Genomic DNA, 17,127 nt, shown 5'->3' on the forward strand with positions numbered 1-17,127 from the left:
TTGAGTCATAAGTCTTACTATCCAAGGACAAGAAAGCGTTATTTATTACTGTGAACTTTATTTTTCATCGATAATGATTAGTTCTTTCGTTGATTGCATCAGATTTCGGTTACCGTCTTTTGTTATCAGTAGATCATCTTCTATTCGGACACCACCTAATCCTGGAATATAAATGCCCGGTTCATTCGTAATAACGTTACCTACAACTAATGGCTGATCATTTTTAAAATTGATTCCTGGTCCTTCATGCACTTCTAATCCGATACCATGTCCAGTTGAATGGCCAAACGCCTCGCCATAACCTTGTTCGGTGATGTAGTCTCTCGCAATACTGTCAAGTTCTGCACCTGTTACGCCAGCTTTGGCTGCTGCCGAAACTTTAAGGTTTGCATCAAGAACGATTTGATGAATTTTTTTCAATTCCTCACCTGGATCACCTAACGCAAATGTACGCGTCATATCTGACACATACCCTTTATAGTAACAGCCAAAATCTATTGTGATCATATCACCGATCTCAATGACTTTATCGCTCGCCACACCGTGAGGCATTGCTGAACGAACACCACTTGCAACAATCGTGTCAAAAGAAACGCCAGATGCTCCGCGTTCACGCATAAAGAAATCAAGTTCATTAGCTACTTTAATTTCAGTCATACCTGGCTTAATATAAGTCAGAATATGTTCGAATGCCGCTTCTGTGATTGAAATGGCTTCTTGAATTAAGTCAACTTCTGCATCATCTTTAATTTCACGTATATCTTCTATAAGTGTACTTACAGGTACAAGTTCGCATTCGAAGCTCTCTTTAATGGACGCATAGGTTGAAAAGCTAACATGGTTTTCTTCGAATCCTATTTTAGTTATATTTTGTTCTGTTATGATTTCTGTTACTACATCATAAATCGATCCTTTGTTTTGGATAACTTCAAATCCTACCGCTTGCTCCGCTGCTTGCTCTGTATATCTAAAATCCGTTACAAAGAAAGCATGGTCTTTCGTAATTACACTGAGACCAGTAGAACCAGTAAACCCAGAAGCATATCTTAGGTTGTAGGGACTCGTAATCAACATAGCGTCTAAAGAATTTTCGACTAACTCGCTTTGAATATTTTCAATTCTTGACATCAAAACATCCTATCTCTATTATCATTTTATTTTCTTTTAGTTAAACTATTTACAGTATAATCTGTTCAAGCATAGTGTGCTTATCGTATAGCTAAAAGAATGATTTCATCCATTTAAGTATAACAAATGAACAAAAAAAAAGAAACGTAACCAGATGATTGATATATTCCTAATAAAGTAGACAGTAGAAATAATAAAAATTCTACTACTTTGTTAGGAGTTTTATATGCACAAAAATAAGAAATGGACAGCTGAAGAAAGACATGAAGCTGTATTAAGTTATGTAAAAGGGAGCAGCGTATGCCTTGAACTGATTATTGTTTAGATAACCATGTTATCGAACGCTTTTTTTGGATTACTTAAATCAGAATCTTATTACCGTAAAAAATTCAGTACAACTTTTCATTTAGAAATAGGATTTAATCGTTTTATCAATTACTACAATAAGCGAAGAATGACTTTGAAATTTAATGGTCTAACACCTCTGATGTTTCGCATCAATATGAAATGGCCAATTAAATTTTTTACAGAAAAAAGACTTATGCGCTAGGCATAAGTCTAAAAAGTATTTCAATTTTTAATACTGCCTATTCGATACGTAACAGTTTAGATTAATATGAATTTCTGTATGGCTTCGTTTATACCTACAGAATAATAAAGTGTTGACTGTTATCTTTTGAGTTGCCTTCAGAAAAAGTCCTTTCAACGCTCTTTAGTCGTTAAGTATGATCCGGCTTGAAATGACATAGTCGTTATTTAGGATAGCTTTTACATTATACTGATTCTCGGAAAACTTCTCCCAATCTGCTCGGCCATTTTCAAAAAAGACGATTCCTTTTGTAGACTTCTCTCGCTCTTTACTTGAATTTTCTAACAGATTTTCCGTTAGTTTTATCATACTTTTCGCCTCATAAGTATGCTGAATTTGCGTTAATTGGGCTGCTTGTGTTCGAACGATTGAGGCAAGCCCTGTCAGAAATAATGACGAGACTGCAACAAAGAGCAATGCTGAAATGAGTATACTACCGGCTTCATCTTTGCCATTAATTTTACTTATCATTTATTGCCTCCTGCTGGTCACTTAAAACCTTTTCTTTGGGCATAGTTAAGAATGCAACGTACCTTTCGTTATTTAAAAAAGTGGCTTCTAATCTAATTTGTTGACCATCGGGTTTTAAAACTAAACGCCTTATTTTAGTAAGCATGGGCTGGTGCCCCTCGCCTCCTACGCGTCGTCTAATTAATGATTGGTATCTTTCATAAGAAACTTTTTTAATTTTGCCATCCTTTTGCATTTTTTCTACAACAAGGCTATCCTCGTATAGCCCTTCAAGCGTGCTATCTGTCAGCTCATACTCTAACTGATTGAGAAATAAATGCCATTCTATCTGCCGGTCCATTTTCACTCTGTCTTGTATTTGGATGATTTGTCCACCAAAAAAAGAGACAAGTAATAGGCACATACTGATCACACTAACCGAAACCATTACTTCTATTAAGGTAAACCCATCTTCACGGAAGCCAATTAACGCCTTGAATAACCACCCTTGTTTCTTGGTTTCGATCGCTATCCACCTCTATTCCCTTTTCCGTAGTCTTAACGTTAATCAACTTATTGTATGAGGTTACCGTTTTTTTATAGGGTCTATCCGGCTGCCAGGATTCAGCATGATCGAGTAGCGCACGGGTGATTTCTGTTTTTATCTTATGATTTTCATGCTTATCTAACAACGAAATAGTAGCAGGCATCGTAACCAGTAATACGTAAGTAACCAGACTTAAACAGATAAGACTTTCAAGTAATATATAGCCTTTTTGCTGACTCAGCAACCCTAACCATTTATTCCATTTCAAATCGTCCACTCCCCATGCTAAATTTAAGATTTACTAATTCGTTATCAATTCTAAATACGATAGGATATATGTTTCCCAAATTACCAGATGCAGAATTGAACCGATACCTTTTCGATCCCCCAACCAATTCAATGTGTTCTGGCAAATAGAGTGATCGGTTGAGTTTGCTATCCTTTCGTCCTTCAACTATGAAAGTGATATTCCTAGCAGAAGGTTGCGTTTCGACGACTGTTGATTCTCTCGCCAATATAGCATGGTGTTGTAGCAAGGTAATTGATGATTGCAACTCTTCAAAGAACAGTGCCATTTCAATTTCTTTTTGGACTTTTCTAAAGGGGATGACAGGCAGTGTTAGTAGTATTGCAATAACACTTAATACAATCAGTGATTCGATCAATGTAAAGCCCTCTTGATCTTTTAAATTATTCATCATTTAATCACTTAGCCTCCGCTTTTTCTAACTAAATTCCCTTTAGCATCAAGCGAAAATTGCTTTTGTACTTCCTCGTATTGCTGATTATTTAAATACTTTTCTTCTTTTAAAACTTGTAAGCTAGTCGGTTTTGACCCCTTTTCCATTTCATAAAGATCTATTTGCGTTTGTACTACGTTTTCAAGCGCTGAATCTCCGCTCGATTTTGCTGTTCCTTGATGTGTATTTATGTTTGGAATGATTAATAATAATAGTACTGAAATGATAAAAAGTACAAGAGACATTTCGATCAACGTGAAACCGTTCTCTTGTTCGAGTTTATTTTTAAAAAGATAGCGCAAACGGTTCATTCATTTACAGTCCTTCCATAATTGAGAATGTTGGTAATAATAAAGCTGCATAGATTGCAATAATCATCAGCGCAACGAATACAAATACTATTGGCTGAATTTTCCCCATCATACGTTCGATACGATCATTTAATTCATCTTCGCACTCAGATGCATAAAGCATCAATTCACTGTCTAGCTTTCCAGATTGTTCACCATGCTGAATGATTTCGCCTAAATCATTTTTGAAAAAATGTAAGGATTGTAGCGCCGCTTGAAAAGAGTTGCCTTTCAACATTTCGCTCTCAATTAATGAACCGACTTCTCTAGATAATTTAGCAGATTCATCCTCTTTTAAAATTTGGGTTATTTTATTCATACTACTATTACTTTTTAACAGCTGACTCCACTCAAAAGCATAAAACTGTGTCCAATATAATTGAATATACTTTTTAAAAAGACGATTCTTACAGTAAAGATTCAATTGTTCAACCGCTGTTTTATTTTGATTTCTATACTGAATCGTTAGCACAAAACCTGATATGCATATGACGGAACCAATTAACCAATAAGGAGCAGTATATACAATCATCATGATTAAACGTGTTCCTATTCCAACTGAAACTTCTTCTGGTGTCGCGATTCTTTGAATATGTGGCATTAAAACATAACGCATTGAAAAGAGCATGACGGTGATGAACAGCAGTAGCATCAAAGGATATTGCAAGATCGATTGTATTTTTTTCTTTCTTCTAGCGATATCAATCAATTGTTCACCTGAAAGCTTGATCGTTTTCGCGAAATCACCATGGATAGTCGATAAGTATATTTGTGTGCAAACTCGCTCGCTGAATCCAATTTTTTTCAATTCAAGATGTAGTAACTGACCACTTCGGATGCCTTTTTCTAATTGATCTAACCAGTTCTTTTGCTTTTTATCTGTAATTTTCTGCAAGAAAGCAATGGTCTCTTTAAGAGAGAGTCCTTCGCATAGCAATGTACCTATTCTTTTTAAGAATTTTCCTTGCATCTCTATTTCTTTACTCTTAAGGAATAAGATATTGCTGGTAGGTTTTTTCAGAAATGTATCCATATAACTGCACCTTCTTCAATAAATGATTAAATCTTCTTTTCACTGATACTGAACTTTCTGCTACAAACGGTTTGTCCTGTATAAAGACCTCTTCGAGATTCTCTTTCATGATCATTTCAAACAGTACTGCTCTTTTTTGACTATGCCGATAGTTATGACAGAATGTATGACAGTGCCCAATGCAAAGTGGACAATATAAAGGTAATAATTTTTGAAAAACTATTCCTATTAATGTTTGTTTTAATAACTCAAGCGAAATACCCAGCTCCATCATCCTTGGAATAACGCCGTTAGCATCTTTAGCATGAATAGAAGCGATCATTAAATGACCGGTCAATGCCCCTCTAATGACCATCTTAGCGGTCTCTTCATCTCTAATTTCTCCTACGATCAAAACGTCTGGATGGTGCCGCAAACTAGATTTAAGCAATCGTTCATAGGTGATGCCTGCTTTCTCATTTACTTCAGTCTGTAGAAACTGTTCCTCATGTATTTCTACTGGGTCCTCTACAGTAACGACTTGCAGTTTTTCTACGGACAGTCTTTTTTTAATCAACTGATAAATCGTAGTCGTTTTTCCAGAATCCACTGGCCCTGAAAAGAGAATCAGCCCACTTTTATGAGAAACTAAGCGATTCAATTCTTTTACTTCATGATCAAAAAAAGCATTCATCGTAAGATCCTTCTGATTTTTTTGCTTCAACAAGCGAATAACCAGTGACTCATGGGCATGATAATTTGAAATGGTAGAAAATCTTAAATCGATGATTTGATCTTTTAATTGATAAGAAAGCGACCCACTTTGTGGTTTTCTGCGTTCACCCACATCCATATTCGATACAAATTTAAAGTAAGCAATCAATCGGTTTGCTTCTTCTCTATCTAAGACGAATTGCCTGTCCATCCGTCCATGCAATCGATAATAAGCGGCATAATGACTTTCCTCCGGAAGTATATGGATATCGCTCGTATCAAATGAATCAGCTAAGGTGAGCATATGTTGTACAAAAGATTCTATCTCCATATTTTGTCCTTTCTCAGCCTCAAATAGACCGGTTATTTTGTGTACACTTATATATACTATGTAATAAGTAAAAATCTTATTTTATAAAAAAAAGAGAATGACGTTTAGTCATCCTCTTAGTAAGTTATTCATTTTTAGATTTCAGCATTGTGGTAGACTTCACTGACATCGTCATCGTCTTCTAGTGCCTCAATCATATTTTCGAATGTCGTTAATTTGTCTTCAGGAACTGGAACCATTGTCTGAGGAGCCATCGTAATCTCAGCTTGATCTAATGTATAGCCAGCTGCCTCAAGTGCATCTCTAACTTCTGGAAAATCTTGCGGTTCAGTATAGATTTCAAATACATCATCAGAAGTTTCTAATTCTTCTCCACCTGCTTCAAGCACACTCATCAACATTGTATCTTCATCAACATCTAAGCCTTCACGAGCAATAGCTATATATCCTTTGCGATCAAACATATAACTGACTGAACCTTTTTCTCCAAGTGATCCGCCATTTTTATTAAAAGCCACACGCACATTTGTACTTGTACGGTTTAAGTTATCGGTCAGTCCACTAACTAATACGGCAATTCCGTTAGGTCCGTATCCTTCATAAACTACCTCATCATAGTTTGCTCCTTGACCTGCATCTGTTGCACGTTTGATTGCACGATCTACATTGTCATTCGGCATGTTATTGGCTTTCGCTTTATCTACAGCAAGTCTTAATGCTGCATTGATTTCAGGATCCGATCCGCCATCTTTTGCTGCCTTATAAATTTCTTTTGATAGTTTCTGGAAAATTTTACCACGTTTGGCATCCTGAGCACCTTTACGGTGTTGAATATTTTTCCACTTAGAATGTCCTGCCATTATCTATTCCTACTTTCTTAATCTGCTTTATCAATCAAAGTTAGAACCTTTCTTATTATAGCAAAATTTTGCTATTGTTCAAATTCATATTGAACGCTTCCAAGTAAAGCGATTATTTTACTTGAATTTTAATTTTTTATATTTGAAACGACTTCCCTTCCACCTAGCAGTCAGAAGCCACGTGATAAGAATACCAGTCAAGGCACCCATTGAATCTATAAAAACGTCCTCCAACAAAGCCGTTCTTTCAGGATTAAATGACTGTCTTAATTCATCAAAACTTGCATACCCTGCTGCTAATAATAGGGCAAGCATCGCGGTGAGAAAATAACTAGTTGTCTTATTTCTCAACCCCATAAACCAACTCACTCCTAATAAAAGAAAAATACTGAAATGTGCACCTTTTCTAAGGAAAAATTCGATGAAGCCTAAATAACCAGAGGCCGCTACACTCACCTCACTTCCTGCATATGAAAACCGAACCTTTTCAAATATTCCTACAAGTGGTTCTCCCTCTAAAAACTTGTAAAGGAATGGCTGAACGTTCTGTTCTTGATACGTCATACTCGAACTATAAAAAAGAATCCCCATAATCAAAAAAGCTAAAACAATGAATATAGTGCCTTTAGTATCATGATTTTTTTTCATCCATACTACCCTGCTTTCCTTCGAATATACATATTCTAGCTTATGTATATGGATATGGAAAGCGAAAACTTGTAGAATAAAAGAGTATACAATTTATATGAGAGGGCGTTATATTTTATGAGTTATTCAATAAACTGGGATATGGAATCGATTTTTGCGGGGGGAAGCGAATCTACTGCATTAAGAGATAAAATAACAACTCTGCAACAAGAAATCGAAGAATATGCTGAGAAAGTCAATCAATGGCATGCTGTGGAAGATAAACCGAGCTACGAATCATTGACGAAGCTATTGAAAATGGGCGAAACTATCAGCAATGGTCTCTCTGAGTCGATGACATTTTCTAGAGGACTTTTATCTGCAAATGTTAAAGACAAGCTCGCTGCAAAATTAACGACCGAACTAAGTAAGCTTTCTAGTGAAATGAACAATAGTGCTACTGTCTTAACGAAAAAATTTGTTAATATGAGTGATACCGACTGGTCTGCTCTTTTAGAGAAAGAGCCATTTAAAGCTAGTGCCTTTCCTTTGAATGAACAAAGAGAACAGGGTAAGTCTCTTCTATCACAAGAGGTAGAGACCGCAATCAATGCACTTTCAAATGATGGATTCAAAGGTTGGGGAGATCTTTATAATTCACTCGTAGCAAGTGTCCAGGTAGCATTCGAAGATGAAGAAGGAACCACAAAACATTATTCAGCTGGTCAAGCTGCTAATATTATGGGATCAGCCAAAAATCCTGAAACACGTCTAAAAATGCTAGGTGAATGGGAAAAAGCATGGAGTGAAAAATCATCACTTTTCGCAGATACATTAAATCATTTAGCTGGCTTTCGTCTAGAAAATTATAAGTTACATGGTAAAGAAGATTTCATGGATCGACCGCTTGAATACAATCGTTTGAAAAAAGAAACTTTGGATACTATGTGGGATACCATCACAAAAAACAAACCTAAAATCGTTCAATACTTAGAACGAAAAGCTCAATTGATGAACGTAGAAAAATTATCTTGGGCAGATGTTACAGCTTCGATTTCAGTGGGTGATTTCGAACCTCGTGAGTATTCTTATGACGAAGCAGCTGAATTTATCATGGATAATTTTGCTTCATTTAGTGGGAAAATGAAAGATTTAACAAAAATAGCCTTTGAAAATGAATGGATAGAAGCTGAAGATAGAGATGCTAAAAGACCTGGTGGATATTGTGCTAATCTTCCTGAATCTGAGGAATCTCGTATATTTATGACTTTCTCTGGTTCTGCAGGAAATGTCTCTACTTTAGCACATGAGCTAGGACACGCTTTTCATAGTTACGTTATGCACGACTTACCTGCTTTAAACCGTCGTTATGCCATGAATGTTGCTGAGACAGCTTCTACATTCGCAGAGCTAGTCATTTCTGATGCAACTGTTCGAGAAGCGAAGTCTGAAGAAGAAAAAATCAATTTGTTAGATAGCAAAAATGCACGTGCTGCTACAATGTTTATGAACATTCATTCACGTTATTTATTTGAAAATGCCTTCTATGAAGAACGCAAACAAGGTATCGTAACAGACGACCGCTTATCAGAAATAATGGTTAGTGCACAAAAAGAAGCATTCCAAGATTCTTTATCAACTTATCATCCAACTTTCTGGGCAAGTAAGTTACATTTCTACAACACGGGTGTGCCTTTCTATAACTTCCCTTACACTTTTGGATTCTTATTTAGTCTTGGCGTATACGCTCGCTCACTAGACGAAGGTGCTGATTTTGAAGATCAATATATTGCTTTACTCAGAGACACGGCCAGTATGACTACTGAAGAGCTTGCTCAAAAACATCTTAATGTAGATTTAACAAAACCGGCATTTTGGCAATCTGCAATCGATATGGTGCATACAGATATCGATGAATATTTAGAAATCACAAAAAAATATGTTTAAAAACTGAAAGGAATGAGGAGCATGCATTATAGTATGAAATGGGATTTGGAATCTGTCTATTCAAGTATCGATTCTAAAACATTAGGACAAGACTTTAAGAAATGGACTCAAAAAATCTACGAACTGAGTACGGAAATCAAAGAATGGGATCCTGAAACGGATAAACCTAATTACGAGAAAATGAAACATATATTAAACGAATTAAATGAATTAGAACCCAAAATCATTGAAGCTGGGACATTTATTGAAGGAATATTATCAGCAGATGTTAAAAATGCTAAGGCTAAAACTTATATGGGTCTACTATCCGTACTGTTCAGTGAGTATAAAACAATCACCGTTCCATTTTTCAAAAAATTTACGCTTATTAATGCTACTGACTGGGATTCTCTTCTTTCATTAGAGGCTTTTTCTCCTTTTACATTCAATTTAAACGAGATACGTGAAAAAGCTGAAAAATTATTGAGTGAAGAAGAAGAAAGCTTGCTTTCAAAGCTGTCTGTTGATGGTATAGAAGGCTGGGACCAACATTATGATAGTCTTGTTTCTCAAATACAGATTCCTGTAACAGATGACAAAGGTGAAACAAACTATCTCTCAGCTGGTCAAGCTGAAAATCGGATGTACAACGATCCCGACCCTACTGTCAGAGCTGATTTATTCAAAAAGTGGGAAAAGGCTTGGAGTGAACAGTCAGAATTATTTGCTGACACTTTGAATCATATCGCTGGATTTAGATTAACGGATTATAAGGTTCATGGCATTACTGATTTCCTAGAAACGCCTTTAGCAACTAGTCGAATGAAACAAGAGACATTAGATGCAATGTGGCAAGCGATTGCTGAAAACAAAAAGCCATTCACTCAATATCTTTCTAGAAAAGCAGCCCTACTTGGTAAAGATACCCTTAGTTGGGTAGATGTTGAAGCACCTGTTACTGTTGGGGATAGCGAACCACTAAGTTACTCGTTCGATGAAGGTGCAAAATTCATCGTAGAAAACTTCAGAAAATTCAGTAATAAAATGGCTGATTTTTCTGAACATGCCTTTGAAAATCGTTGGATCGAAGCAGAAGATCGTCCTGGTAAATCTCCAGGAGGCTATTGCGCCAACTTACCTGTATCAAAAGAATCGCGCATCTTTATGACCTATTCTGATTCACCTGGAGAAGTTGCAACTTTGGCACACGAACTTGGTCACGCCTTCCATAGCCATGTTATGTATGACCTTCCGTACATGAAACAAACATATGCTATGAATGTTGCTGAAACTGCTTCTACTTTCGCGGAACTGATTGTTTCAGACGCAACTGTAAAATCTGCTGAACGTGATGAAATCAAAATTGCCTTGTTAGACAATAAAATTCAAAATGCTCTGGCAATGTTTTTAAATATTCATGCACGCTTTCTTTTTGAAACGGCCTTCTATGAAGAGCGTCAAAATGGTCTAGTATCTGCTGAACGATTGAATGAATTGATGGAAAATGCTCAAAAAGAAGCCTACGATAACAGTTTATCTGAATATCATCCTAGTTTTTGGGCAAGTAAACTCCACTTCTATATGAGTGATCTTTCTTTTTATAACTTCCCATATACATTTGGTTACTTGTTCAGTTTGGGGATATACGCTAGAGCTTTAGAATCTGGTTCAGATTTTGAAGACCAGTATATCGCTCTTTTACGTGATACCGGTTCTATGAGTACAGAAAATCTTGCTCAAAAACATTTGAATGTGGATCTTACAAATACGTCATTTTGGATCAACGGTATAAACATTCTTAAAAAAGATATTGAAACGTTTATGACATTAACCGAAAAGTATTTAAAATAGTTCAAACTAAAAAAGCAGTGATCAGAAATCTGATCACTGCTTTTTAATATTTATTTTAGTATCTACCGTAACCAATCAGTCTTGGTCCCCAGTAACTTGAGTTTACACTCGTGTAAGCAACGCCAGTACTTGTTTGTGCACCAACGAACTGTCCACCACCTGCATAGATTCCTACATGTGAAACACTACCGTTAGTACCAAAGAATACTAAATCACCTGGTTGAGGGTTAGATACTTTAGTAGCTCCAGCATATTGAGATCTAGAATCACCAGGAATACTTTTTCCAGCTTGACGGAATACCCAGCTAGTAAAGCCAGAACAATCAAAGGTATTTGGTCCTTTAGAACCCCATACATATTTAGAACCTAATTTGCTGTTTGCAATAGCTTGAATTGAACTCCAAGAAGTTCCGCTTGGTTTAGGTGCTGGTGCTTCAACTTTCTTAGGTGTTTCCTTTTTCTTAGGTGCTGCTACTTGTTCAGTTTGAGCTGGTGCAGCTGTATTGTTACTGCTGTTGTTGTTTGAAGCTGGTGCTGAAGGTGCACTAGCAGTTGAACTTTGAGCAGGAGCGCTCGCTTGTGTCGTAGATGAAGCATTCTCAGAAGACTCATTGTTTTGAGTTGACTCAGTTGCTTGGCTTGAGCTTGAAGAAGTTGTGACAACTTCTTCAACACTTTCTTCTTGTACTTCTTCAGCTGCAGCAGCCTCTGCATCTGCAGCTGCTAGAGCAGCTTCTTCTTCTTCGCGCTGACGTTGTTCTTGAGCCTCTTGCGCTGCTTTTGCAGCTTCGTCTCTAGATGCTACAAGTTGATCAACTTGTTTTTCAGCAGCCTCTTTTTGAGCTAAGAAAGATTCACGATCAGATTCAGCTGTTGCTTTTTCAGAAGCCAATTGAGCTACCAATACTTCTTGCTCTAATTGTTGTTGTTCTAAATCTGCTGAAACTTGTTCTAATTCTTCAGCTAAAGCATTTTGTTGAACGATTGTTTGCTCTACTTGATTTTGTTTAGTAACAACCGCTTCTTTATCGTTTAATTGTGCTTCCACTAAACGTTTGTTTGATTTAACAAGGTTAGAGACTACGTCTACTCTACCAATAACGTCAGAGATTGATTCAGAGTCTAAAATAAACTCTATGTAATTTGCTGTTTGACCGTCTACTTGAATTTTACGCGCTTGTTCTTCTAATTGACCATTTCTTTTTTCAATCAATGTCTCAAGTTTTGCGATTTCTTCTTGCAATGTATCATATTCTACTTGTGCTTGTTCAAGACGAGAAACTGCATCCTTGATAAAAGTTTGATTTTTAGAAATATCATTATTGATTTTAGAAAGTTCAGCAGCCGTTTTGTCTGATTGCTCTTTTAGTGAATCAATTGTTTGATTTAGAGAATCAACTTGCTGTCCATTTTTCTCTACTTCTGTTTGTGCTTCATCAATTTGACCATCGAATTCACTTGCTGATACGATTGGAGCTGAAATTAATGAACTTAATAACAATGTTGTTGTTGCTGAAAATAATACGACTTTACTTTTCACTATTGCTTCCCTCCAGAGAAATGACTGATTCGATTTTGTCTAATGTTTAATTTATAAGTTATTTATCGTTCCATCTTATTAAAAGATGCTAATTGTTCTCGTCCTCTTTAGGACTACACAGAGTATAGCATTCTTTTTTGATGAAAAGATTTCAGTAATATTACAACTAAATTTCTTTTTGACTATCCTATGGTTCTTTCATTTTTATAATATCTTGCAATCTACTTACTAATCTTGTATAATTCTAATGTTTACGAAATCGTTATTGAAACGTAGAACCATTTAACAAGGAGGAACGACAATGAGTGATTATCGTGTATTACTTTATTATAAATATGTAAATATAGAAAATCCTGAGCAATTTAGAGACGAACACCACACACTGTGCAATCAATTAAATCTCAAGGGCCGTATTCTTGTTTCCGAAGAAGGCATCAACGGCACTCTTTCTGGAACTGTTGAAGATACTGAGCGTTATATGGAAGCAATGCGTACTGATGAGCGCTTTTCAGATACGATGTTCAAGATTGATGAAGCTGATGCGCATACATTTAAAAAAATGCATGTGCGCTACCGCCCAGAGATTGTCTCACTTGACTTGGGAGAAGATGATCTTAATCCAAATGAATTAACGGGTACTTATTTGGAACCAGAAGACTTTCGTGCAGCTTTGGAAGATGAGAACACGATTGTATTAGATGCTCGAAATGATTACGAATTTGATTTAGGTCACTTTAGAGGCGCCATTCGTCCTGACATCAAAAGTTTCCGTGAACTGCCTGATTGGATTAAAGAAAACAAAGAAAAATTCATGGATAAGAAAGTTGTTACCTACTGTACAGGTGGCGTTCGTTGTGAGAAATTCAGCGGATGGTTACTTAAAGAAGGTTTTGAAGACGTCGCACAACTCCATGGTGGTATTCATAATTACGGTACGAACCCCAATACTCAAGGTGATCTATGGGATGGGAAAATGTATGTATTTGATGAAAGAATCAGCGTTGACATCAATCGTAAAGAGAAAACTGTCATCGCTAGAGATTGGTTCGACAATACCCCTTGCGAACGTTATGTTAATTGTGGCAATCCATTTTGTAACCGTCAAATCATTACTTCTGAAGAAAATGAACATAAGTATTTAAGAGGCTGCACACACGAATGTCGTGTCTCCCCTGAGAACCGTTATGTTAAAGAACATCACTTAAGTAGAGAAGAAGTAGCTGAAAGACTTGCAGCTATTAGTGAAAAATTACCAGAAACCGTTTAACCATTTAAAACTTTATCAATAAGCTTGTCGATTGATTGACTGCTTCATTGATAAAGTTTTTTATTAAATAATCACGAACGTAAATTCCCTTTTCATTATGTTATACTTTAGATTGATCCTTATATTCTATCGTACTAGTTTTACTTTTGTTACCTATTTGCTATAATGTAGCAAGCCATACATTGTATATATAACTATCAATAAAGGAGTCTAAAATGAATCGATCTGATCGAAAGAACAATGAAGAAGAAACAGTGGAAACATCGGAGACTTCTTCGAAACAAAGCTTTTTTTATTATTTTGATATCTCTTATCGAGTAATCAAAACGCTTATCATTATATTATTTGTTTTTCTATTAATAGGTGGTTCTCTTGGAGCAGGTACTGCTCTTGGATATTTTGCATCATTAGTAGATGATAGTGAAATTCCAGAATATGAAGATATGGAATCTCAAATTGACGATTTTTCCTTAAAATCTACCATGTACTATGCCGGTGGAGAGATCATTAGCGACGTCAGGAGCGATTTGATTCGTACAAGTGTCCAACTTGATCAAATGTCGCCATATGTTAAAAATGCGATTATCGCTACTGAAGATGAGTATTTTTATGAGCACAATGGGATCGTCCCTAAGGCTGTGGCTAGAGCATTAGTGCAGGATCTTACAAATAGCGCTTCTAGTTCAGGTGGCTCTACGCTTACCCAACAACTGATCAAACAGCAATTAGTTGGTAGTGAAGTGTCACATTCAAGAAAAGCAAACGAGATTTTACTTGCTATGCGATTGGAAAATGCGCTATCCAAAGATGATATCTTACAAGCTTACTTAAACATCTCCCCTTTTGGTAGAAATAATAAAGGCCAAAATATTGCGGGTGTACAAGAAGCTGCTCGTGGTATTTTTGGTGTGCCAGCTTCTGAATTAACACTTCCTCAAGCAGCATTCATTGCTGGGTTACCGCAAAGCCCGATAACCTATAGCCCCTACTCTCAGACTGGAGAAATAAAAGAAGACCAATCAGCCGGCTTAGGAAGATTGAAAGAAGTACTATTTCGAATGTATCGTGAAGGATACATTAATCAAGATGAGTATAATGAGGCTTCTGCTTACGATGTGACGGAAGACTTTATCCAAAGAGAAACTGGTGATAATGATGATGTTTCTTATGTTTATGATTTAGCACTAAAAGAGTCTACTAAAATCTTGAAATCCTACTTCCTTAAACAAGATGAAATTTCTGCTGATGCACTCGCTGAAGATGAGAATTTAAAAAATGAGTATGCTGAACGAGCAGAAGCTGCATTGAGAAATGGTGGTTACAAAGTTTATACGACCATTGACCGAGATGTTCATCAAGCAGTTGAAAAAGTTGTTGAAGAACAAGTCAGTACATTAGGTTCAGAAAGAACTTATACTTATGTAGATGCTGACGGTGCTACTCAAACTTCAACTATCCCGATTCAAGTCAGTGGCTCATTGATCGATAATGCTACTGGAAAAGTGCTCTCCTTTATAGGTGGTCGAGATTATGATTCATCAGTATATAATCGAGCATTCGAAGCAAATCGAAGTCCAGGTTCAATTATTAAACCTCTAGCAACCTTTGGTCCGGCTTTGGACATTGGTTTAATAACACCTGCAACCATTATTCCTGATACACCAGTTGTATTTCCACTGCCAGGAGAGGATTATGAACCTACCAATGCTGGTTCAATAACTAATCGTTGGATGACATCCAGAGAAGCTTTGACGATTTCACAAAATATACCAACACTTAAAATCTACAATGAATTGATCCAGCGTATTAATCCAGTTGAGTATATGAACAAAATGGGGATTGATGAGATCCCTGCTGATGATTACAGTCAGAACCTATCTACTGCTATTGGGGGCGTAAGTGGTGGGCCAACACCAGTAGACTTAATCAGTGCATTCTCAAGTATTGCGAATAATGGTGCACATGTTGATCCTTATGTTATTGAAAAAATCGAGAATAGTGCTGGTGAAGCTATTTACCAACATGAATTAAAAGAAACGCAAGTTTGGAGCCCTCAAACAAATTATCTTTTACTTGATATTTTAAGAGATGTTCACACTGATGGTACAGCTAAAGGTACAATCAGCCAACTTAATTTTAATTCTGATTGGATTTCTAAAACTGGTACTTCCGGAACATCCGATAAAGTCGATGATATTTGGTACATCGGTAGTACTCCTAGAATTACCTTTGGTACTTGGATTGGTTATGACGATAAAGTCGTTGGTTTAATTGACGAGTTTGGTCAGTCTGCTAGTCTAAGAAATAGAAATTTTTGGGCTAAAGTTGTTAACCGCGTATACGAAACAAAACCAGAACTCCTAGGAGCCGGTGAACAATATACACAACCAGATAATATCGTTCAAAAATCCGTTCTTAAGCAAACCGGTATGCTACCTGGTACTGTAACACTTTCTAATGGCGGTAAACGATCAATCTCTGGGGAAACATTTAATGAATATTTCAACACTGCGTATTTACCACAGACAACAACTTATGATTTTGCTATCGGCGCTACTGATGCCGAATTAAGTCAATTTTGGAACAGAGCTGGCTCAACAGAATCCAATACTAACGATTCAGATGCAACGAATACTGATGAAGACGAGGATCCTTCCCCAGTTCCAAACACGACCGACACTAACGAACCGGCAGCAAGCCCTGAGCCGGAAGATGAACCTGAAGAAGAAACCGAATCTGAACCGGCGGAGCCAGTAAATCCTGAGCCTGAGCCAACACCTCCGGAGAATACGGAACCAGAAAATGGTAATGGTGATGACACTTCGGATGAACCTGAAGAAGAAACAACCGTTCCTGATCAGCCGGAAGAAGAACCTGAAAATAACGATAATGATAATGGTGGTTCTCCTCCACCCAATGATTCAGATGAGCGTGAGGACGAGGAACCTAAAAAGCCTTCTTCTGAAGAAGGCGATTCCGGTGAACGCTCCAAAAAGCCGGAACAATCCGAATCTGAATAAATTCTCTTTTATGACAATGAAACATTTAAAAGCCAATAATACCGGGAAAAGCTTCCCAGTATTATTGGCTTTTTAAGATATTTTGGCTCTGTGTCAACTGGTGTTGGTAACATTAGTTACCCTTAAGAAGATCTATCGGTTTCATTCGATAGGTCTTCTTTTTTTAGGTTTCATT

Annotated in this window: 16 protein-coding genes; 5 read left to right on the forward strand and 11 right to left on the reverse strand. The window is 36.7% G+C overall.

Annotated features, from left to right (window positions below):
- Positions 1-57: 57 nt before the first annotated feature.
- Positions 58-1,131: a M24 family metallopeptidase gene (locus tag J5J05_RS00180; RefSeq protein ID WP_279633257.1), complete on the reverse strand. Its 1,074-nt coding sequence runs from the start codon at positions 1,129-1,131 to the stop codon at positions 58-60.
- 328 nt (positions 1,132-1,459) lie between these two features.
- Here J5J05_RS00180 and J5J05_RS12990 point away from each other — a divergent pair, with 328 nt between their 5' ends.
- Positions 1,460-1,678: an IS3 family transposase gene (locus J5J05_RS12990; protein ID WP_208558638.1), complete on the forward strand. Its 219-nt coding sequence runs from the start codon at positions 1,460-1,462 to the stop codon at positions 1,676-1,678.
- A 162-nt stretch (positions 1,679-1,840) separates the two neighbouring features.
- Here J5J05_RS12990 and comGG read toward each other — a convergent pair whose 3' ends face one another.
- The 9 genes from comGG to J5J05_RS00235 all read right to left on the reverse strand — a co-directional run bounded on the left by comGG (position 1,841) and on the right by J5J05_RS00235 (position 7,369).
- On the reverse strand, positions 1,841-2,188 hold the full coding sequence (gene comGG / locus J5J05_RS00190; RefSeq protein WP_208558639.1) for a competence type IV pilus minor pilin ComGG: 348 nt from the start codon (positions 2,186-2,188) through the stop codon (positions 1,841-1,843).
- Entirely contained in the window at positions 2,178-2,699 is a 522-nt protein-coding gene (gene comGF, locus J5J05_RS00195) for a competence type IV pilus minor pilin ComGF (RefSeq protein ID WP_341868485.1), read from the reverse strand. The genes comGG and comGF overlap by 11 nt, the downstream gene beginning before the upstream one ends.
- Entirely contained in the window at positions 2,641-2,982 is a 342-nt protein-coding gene (locus tag J5J05_RS00205) for a hypothetical protein (RefSeq protein ID WP_208558640.1), read from the reverse strand. Before J5J05_RS00205 ends, comGF begins: the two co-directional genes overlap by 59 nt.
- The gene (gene comGD / locus J5J05_RS00210; RefSeq protein WP_208558641.1) at positions 2,969-3,415 is read right to left on the reverse strand and encodes a competence type IV pilus minor pilin ComGD; all 447 of its coding nucleotides are present in this window, start codon (positions 3,413-3,415) and stop codon (positions 2,969-2,971) included. The genes J5J05_RS00205 and comGD overlap by 14 nt, the downstream gene beginning before the upstream one ends.
- Positions 3,416-3,423: 8 nt before the next feature.
- Positions 3,424-3,765 (reverse strand): competence type IV pilus major pilin ComGC, encoded by a 342-nt coding sequence (comGC, locus tag J5J05_RS00215; protein ID WP_208558642.1) that lies wholly within the window; start codon positions 3,763-3,765, stop codon positions 3,424-3,426.
- Positions 3,766-3,769: 4 nt separating this feature from the next.
- On the reverse strand, positions 3,770-4,837 hold the full coding sequence (gene comGB / locus J5J05_RS00220) for a competence type IV pilus assembly protein ComGB (protein ID WP_208558643.1): 1,068 nt from the start codon (positions 4,835-4,837) through the stop codon (positions 3,770-3,772).
- A complete protein-coding gene (gene comGA / locus J5J05_RS00225) occupies positions 4,791-5,861 on the reverse strand; it encodes a competence type IV pilus ATPase ComGA (protein WP_208558644.1) in 1,071 nt (356 codons plus the stop codon). Before comGA ends, comGB begins: the two co-directional genes overlap by 47 nt.
- Positions 5,862-5,995: 134 nt before the next feature.
- The gene (locus tag J5J05_RS00230) at positions 5,996-6,721 is read right to left on the reverse strand and encodes a YebC/PmpR family DNA-binding transcriptional regulator (RefSeq protein WP_208558645.1); all 726 of its coding nucleotides are present in this window, start codon (positions 6,719-6,721) and stop codon (positions 5,996-5,998) included.
- 117 nt (positions 6,722-6,838) lie between these two features.
- On the reverse strand, positions 6,839-7,369 hold the full coding sequence (locus J5J05_RS00235) for a VanZ family protein (RefSeq protein WP_208558646.1): 531 nt from the start codon (positions 7,367-7,369) through the stop codon (positions 6,839-6,841).
- A gap of 117 nt (positions 7,370-7,486) precedes the next feature.
- Between J5J05_RS00235 and J5J05_RS00240 the strand changes: the two genes are divergently transcribed.
- Both J5J05_RS00240 and J5J05_RS00245 read left to right on the forward strand, forming a co-directional pair.
- Positions 7,487-9,295, forward strand: a complete 1,809-nt coding sequence (locus tag J5J05_RS00240) for a M3 family oligoendopeptidase (RefSeq protein ID WP_208558647.1) — start codon at positions 7,487-7,489, stop codon at positions 9,293-9,295.
- Between the two features lie 21 nt (positions 9,296-9,316).
- Positions 9,317-11,125, forward strand: a complete 1,809-nt coding sequence (locus J5J05_RS00245) for a M3 family oligoendopeptidase (protein ID WP_208558648.1) — start codon at positions 9,317-9,319, stop codon at positions 11,123-11,125.
- A gap of 55 nt (positions 11,126-11,180) precedes the next feature.
- On the opposite strand, the gene J5J05_RS12920 is transcribed toward J5J05_RS00245, so the two are convergent.
- Positions 11,181-12,665 carry a C40 family peptidase gene (locus J5J05_RS12920; protein WP_208558649.1) on the reverse strand — a complete coding sequence of 495 codons (1,485 nt, stop codon included), beginning with the start codon at positions 12,663-12,665 and terminating at the stop codon, positions 11,181-11,183.
- Between the two features lie 301 nt (positions 12,666-12,966).
- On the opposite strand from J5J05_RS12920, the gene trhO reads away from it, so the two are divergent.
- The gene (trhO, locus tag J5J05_RS00255; RefSeq protein ID WP_208558650.1) at positions 12,967-13,932 is read left to right on the forward strand and encodes an oxygen-dependent tRNA uridine(34) hydroxylase TrhO; all 966 of its coding nucleotides are present in this window, start codon (positions 12,967-12,969) and stop codon (positions 13,930-13,932) included.
- A gap of 215 nt (positions 13,933-14,147) precedes the next feature.
- Positions 14,148-16,952: a transglycosylase domain-containing protein gene (locus tag J5J05_RS00260; protein ID WP_208558651.1), complete on the forward strand. Its 2,805-nt coding sequence runs from the start codon at positions 14,148-14,150 to the stop codon at positions 16,950-16,952.
- The last annotated feature ends 175 nt before the right edge of the window (positions 16,953-17,127 follow it).

The sequence above is a fragment of the Marinilactibacillus kalidii genome (assembly GCF_017599325.1).
Taxonomy (GTDB): domain Bacteria; phylum Bacillota; class Bacilli; order Lactobacillales; family Carnobacteriaceae_A; genus Marinilactibacillus; species Marinilactibacillus kalidii.

Coding starts and splice junctions, on each gene's coding strand:
- J5J05_RS12990 (WP_208558638.1), top strand. CDS start 1,460: ATGTTATCGAACGCTTTTTTTGGATTACTTAAATCAGAATCTTATTAC.
- comGG (WP_208558639.1), bottom strand. CDS start 2,188: ATGATAAGTAAAATTAATGGCAAAGATGAAGCCGGTAGTATACTCATT.
- comGD (WP_208558641.1), bottom strand. CDS start 3,415: ATGATGAATAATTTAAAAGATCAAGAGGGCTTTACATTGATCGAATCA.
- comGC (WP_208558642.1), bottom strand. CDS start 3,765: ATGAACCGTTTGCGCTATCTTTTTAAAAATAAACTCGAACAAGAGAAC.
- comGB (WP_208558643.1), bottom strand. CDS start 4,837: ATGGATACATTTCTGAAAAAACCTACCAGCAATATCTTATTCCTTAAG.
- comGA (WP_208558644.1), bottom strand. CDS start 5,861: ATGGAGATAGAATCTTTTGTACAACATATGCTCACCTTAGCTGATTCA.
- J5J05_RS00230 (WP_208558645.1), bottom strand. CDS start 6,721: ATGGCAGGACATTCTAAGTGGAAAAATATTCAACACCGTAAAGGTGCT.
- J5J05_RS00235 (WP_208558646.1), bottom strand. CDS start 7,369: ATGAAAAAAAATCATGATACTAAAGGCACTATATTCATTGTTTTAGCT.
- J5J05_RS00240 (WP_208558647.1), top strand. CDS start 7,487: ATGAGTTATTCAATAAACTGGGATATGGAATCGATTTTTGCGGGGGGA.
- J5J05_RS00245 (WP_208558648.1), top strand. CDS start 9,317: ATGCATTATAGTATGAAATGGGATTTGGAATCTGTCTATTCAAGTATC.
- trhO (WP_208558650.1), top strand. CDS start 12,967: ATGAGTGATTATCGTGTATTACTTTATTATAAATATGTAAATATAGAA.
- J5J05_RS00260 (WP_208558651.1), top strand. CDS start 14,148: ATGAATCGATCTGATCGAAAGAACAATGAAGAAGAAACAGTGGAAACA.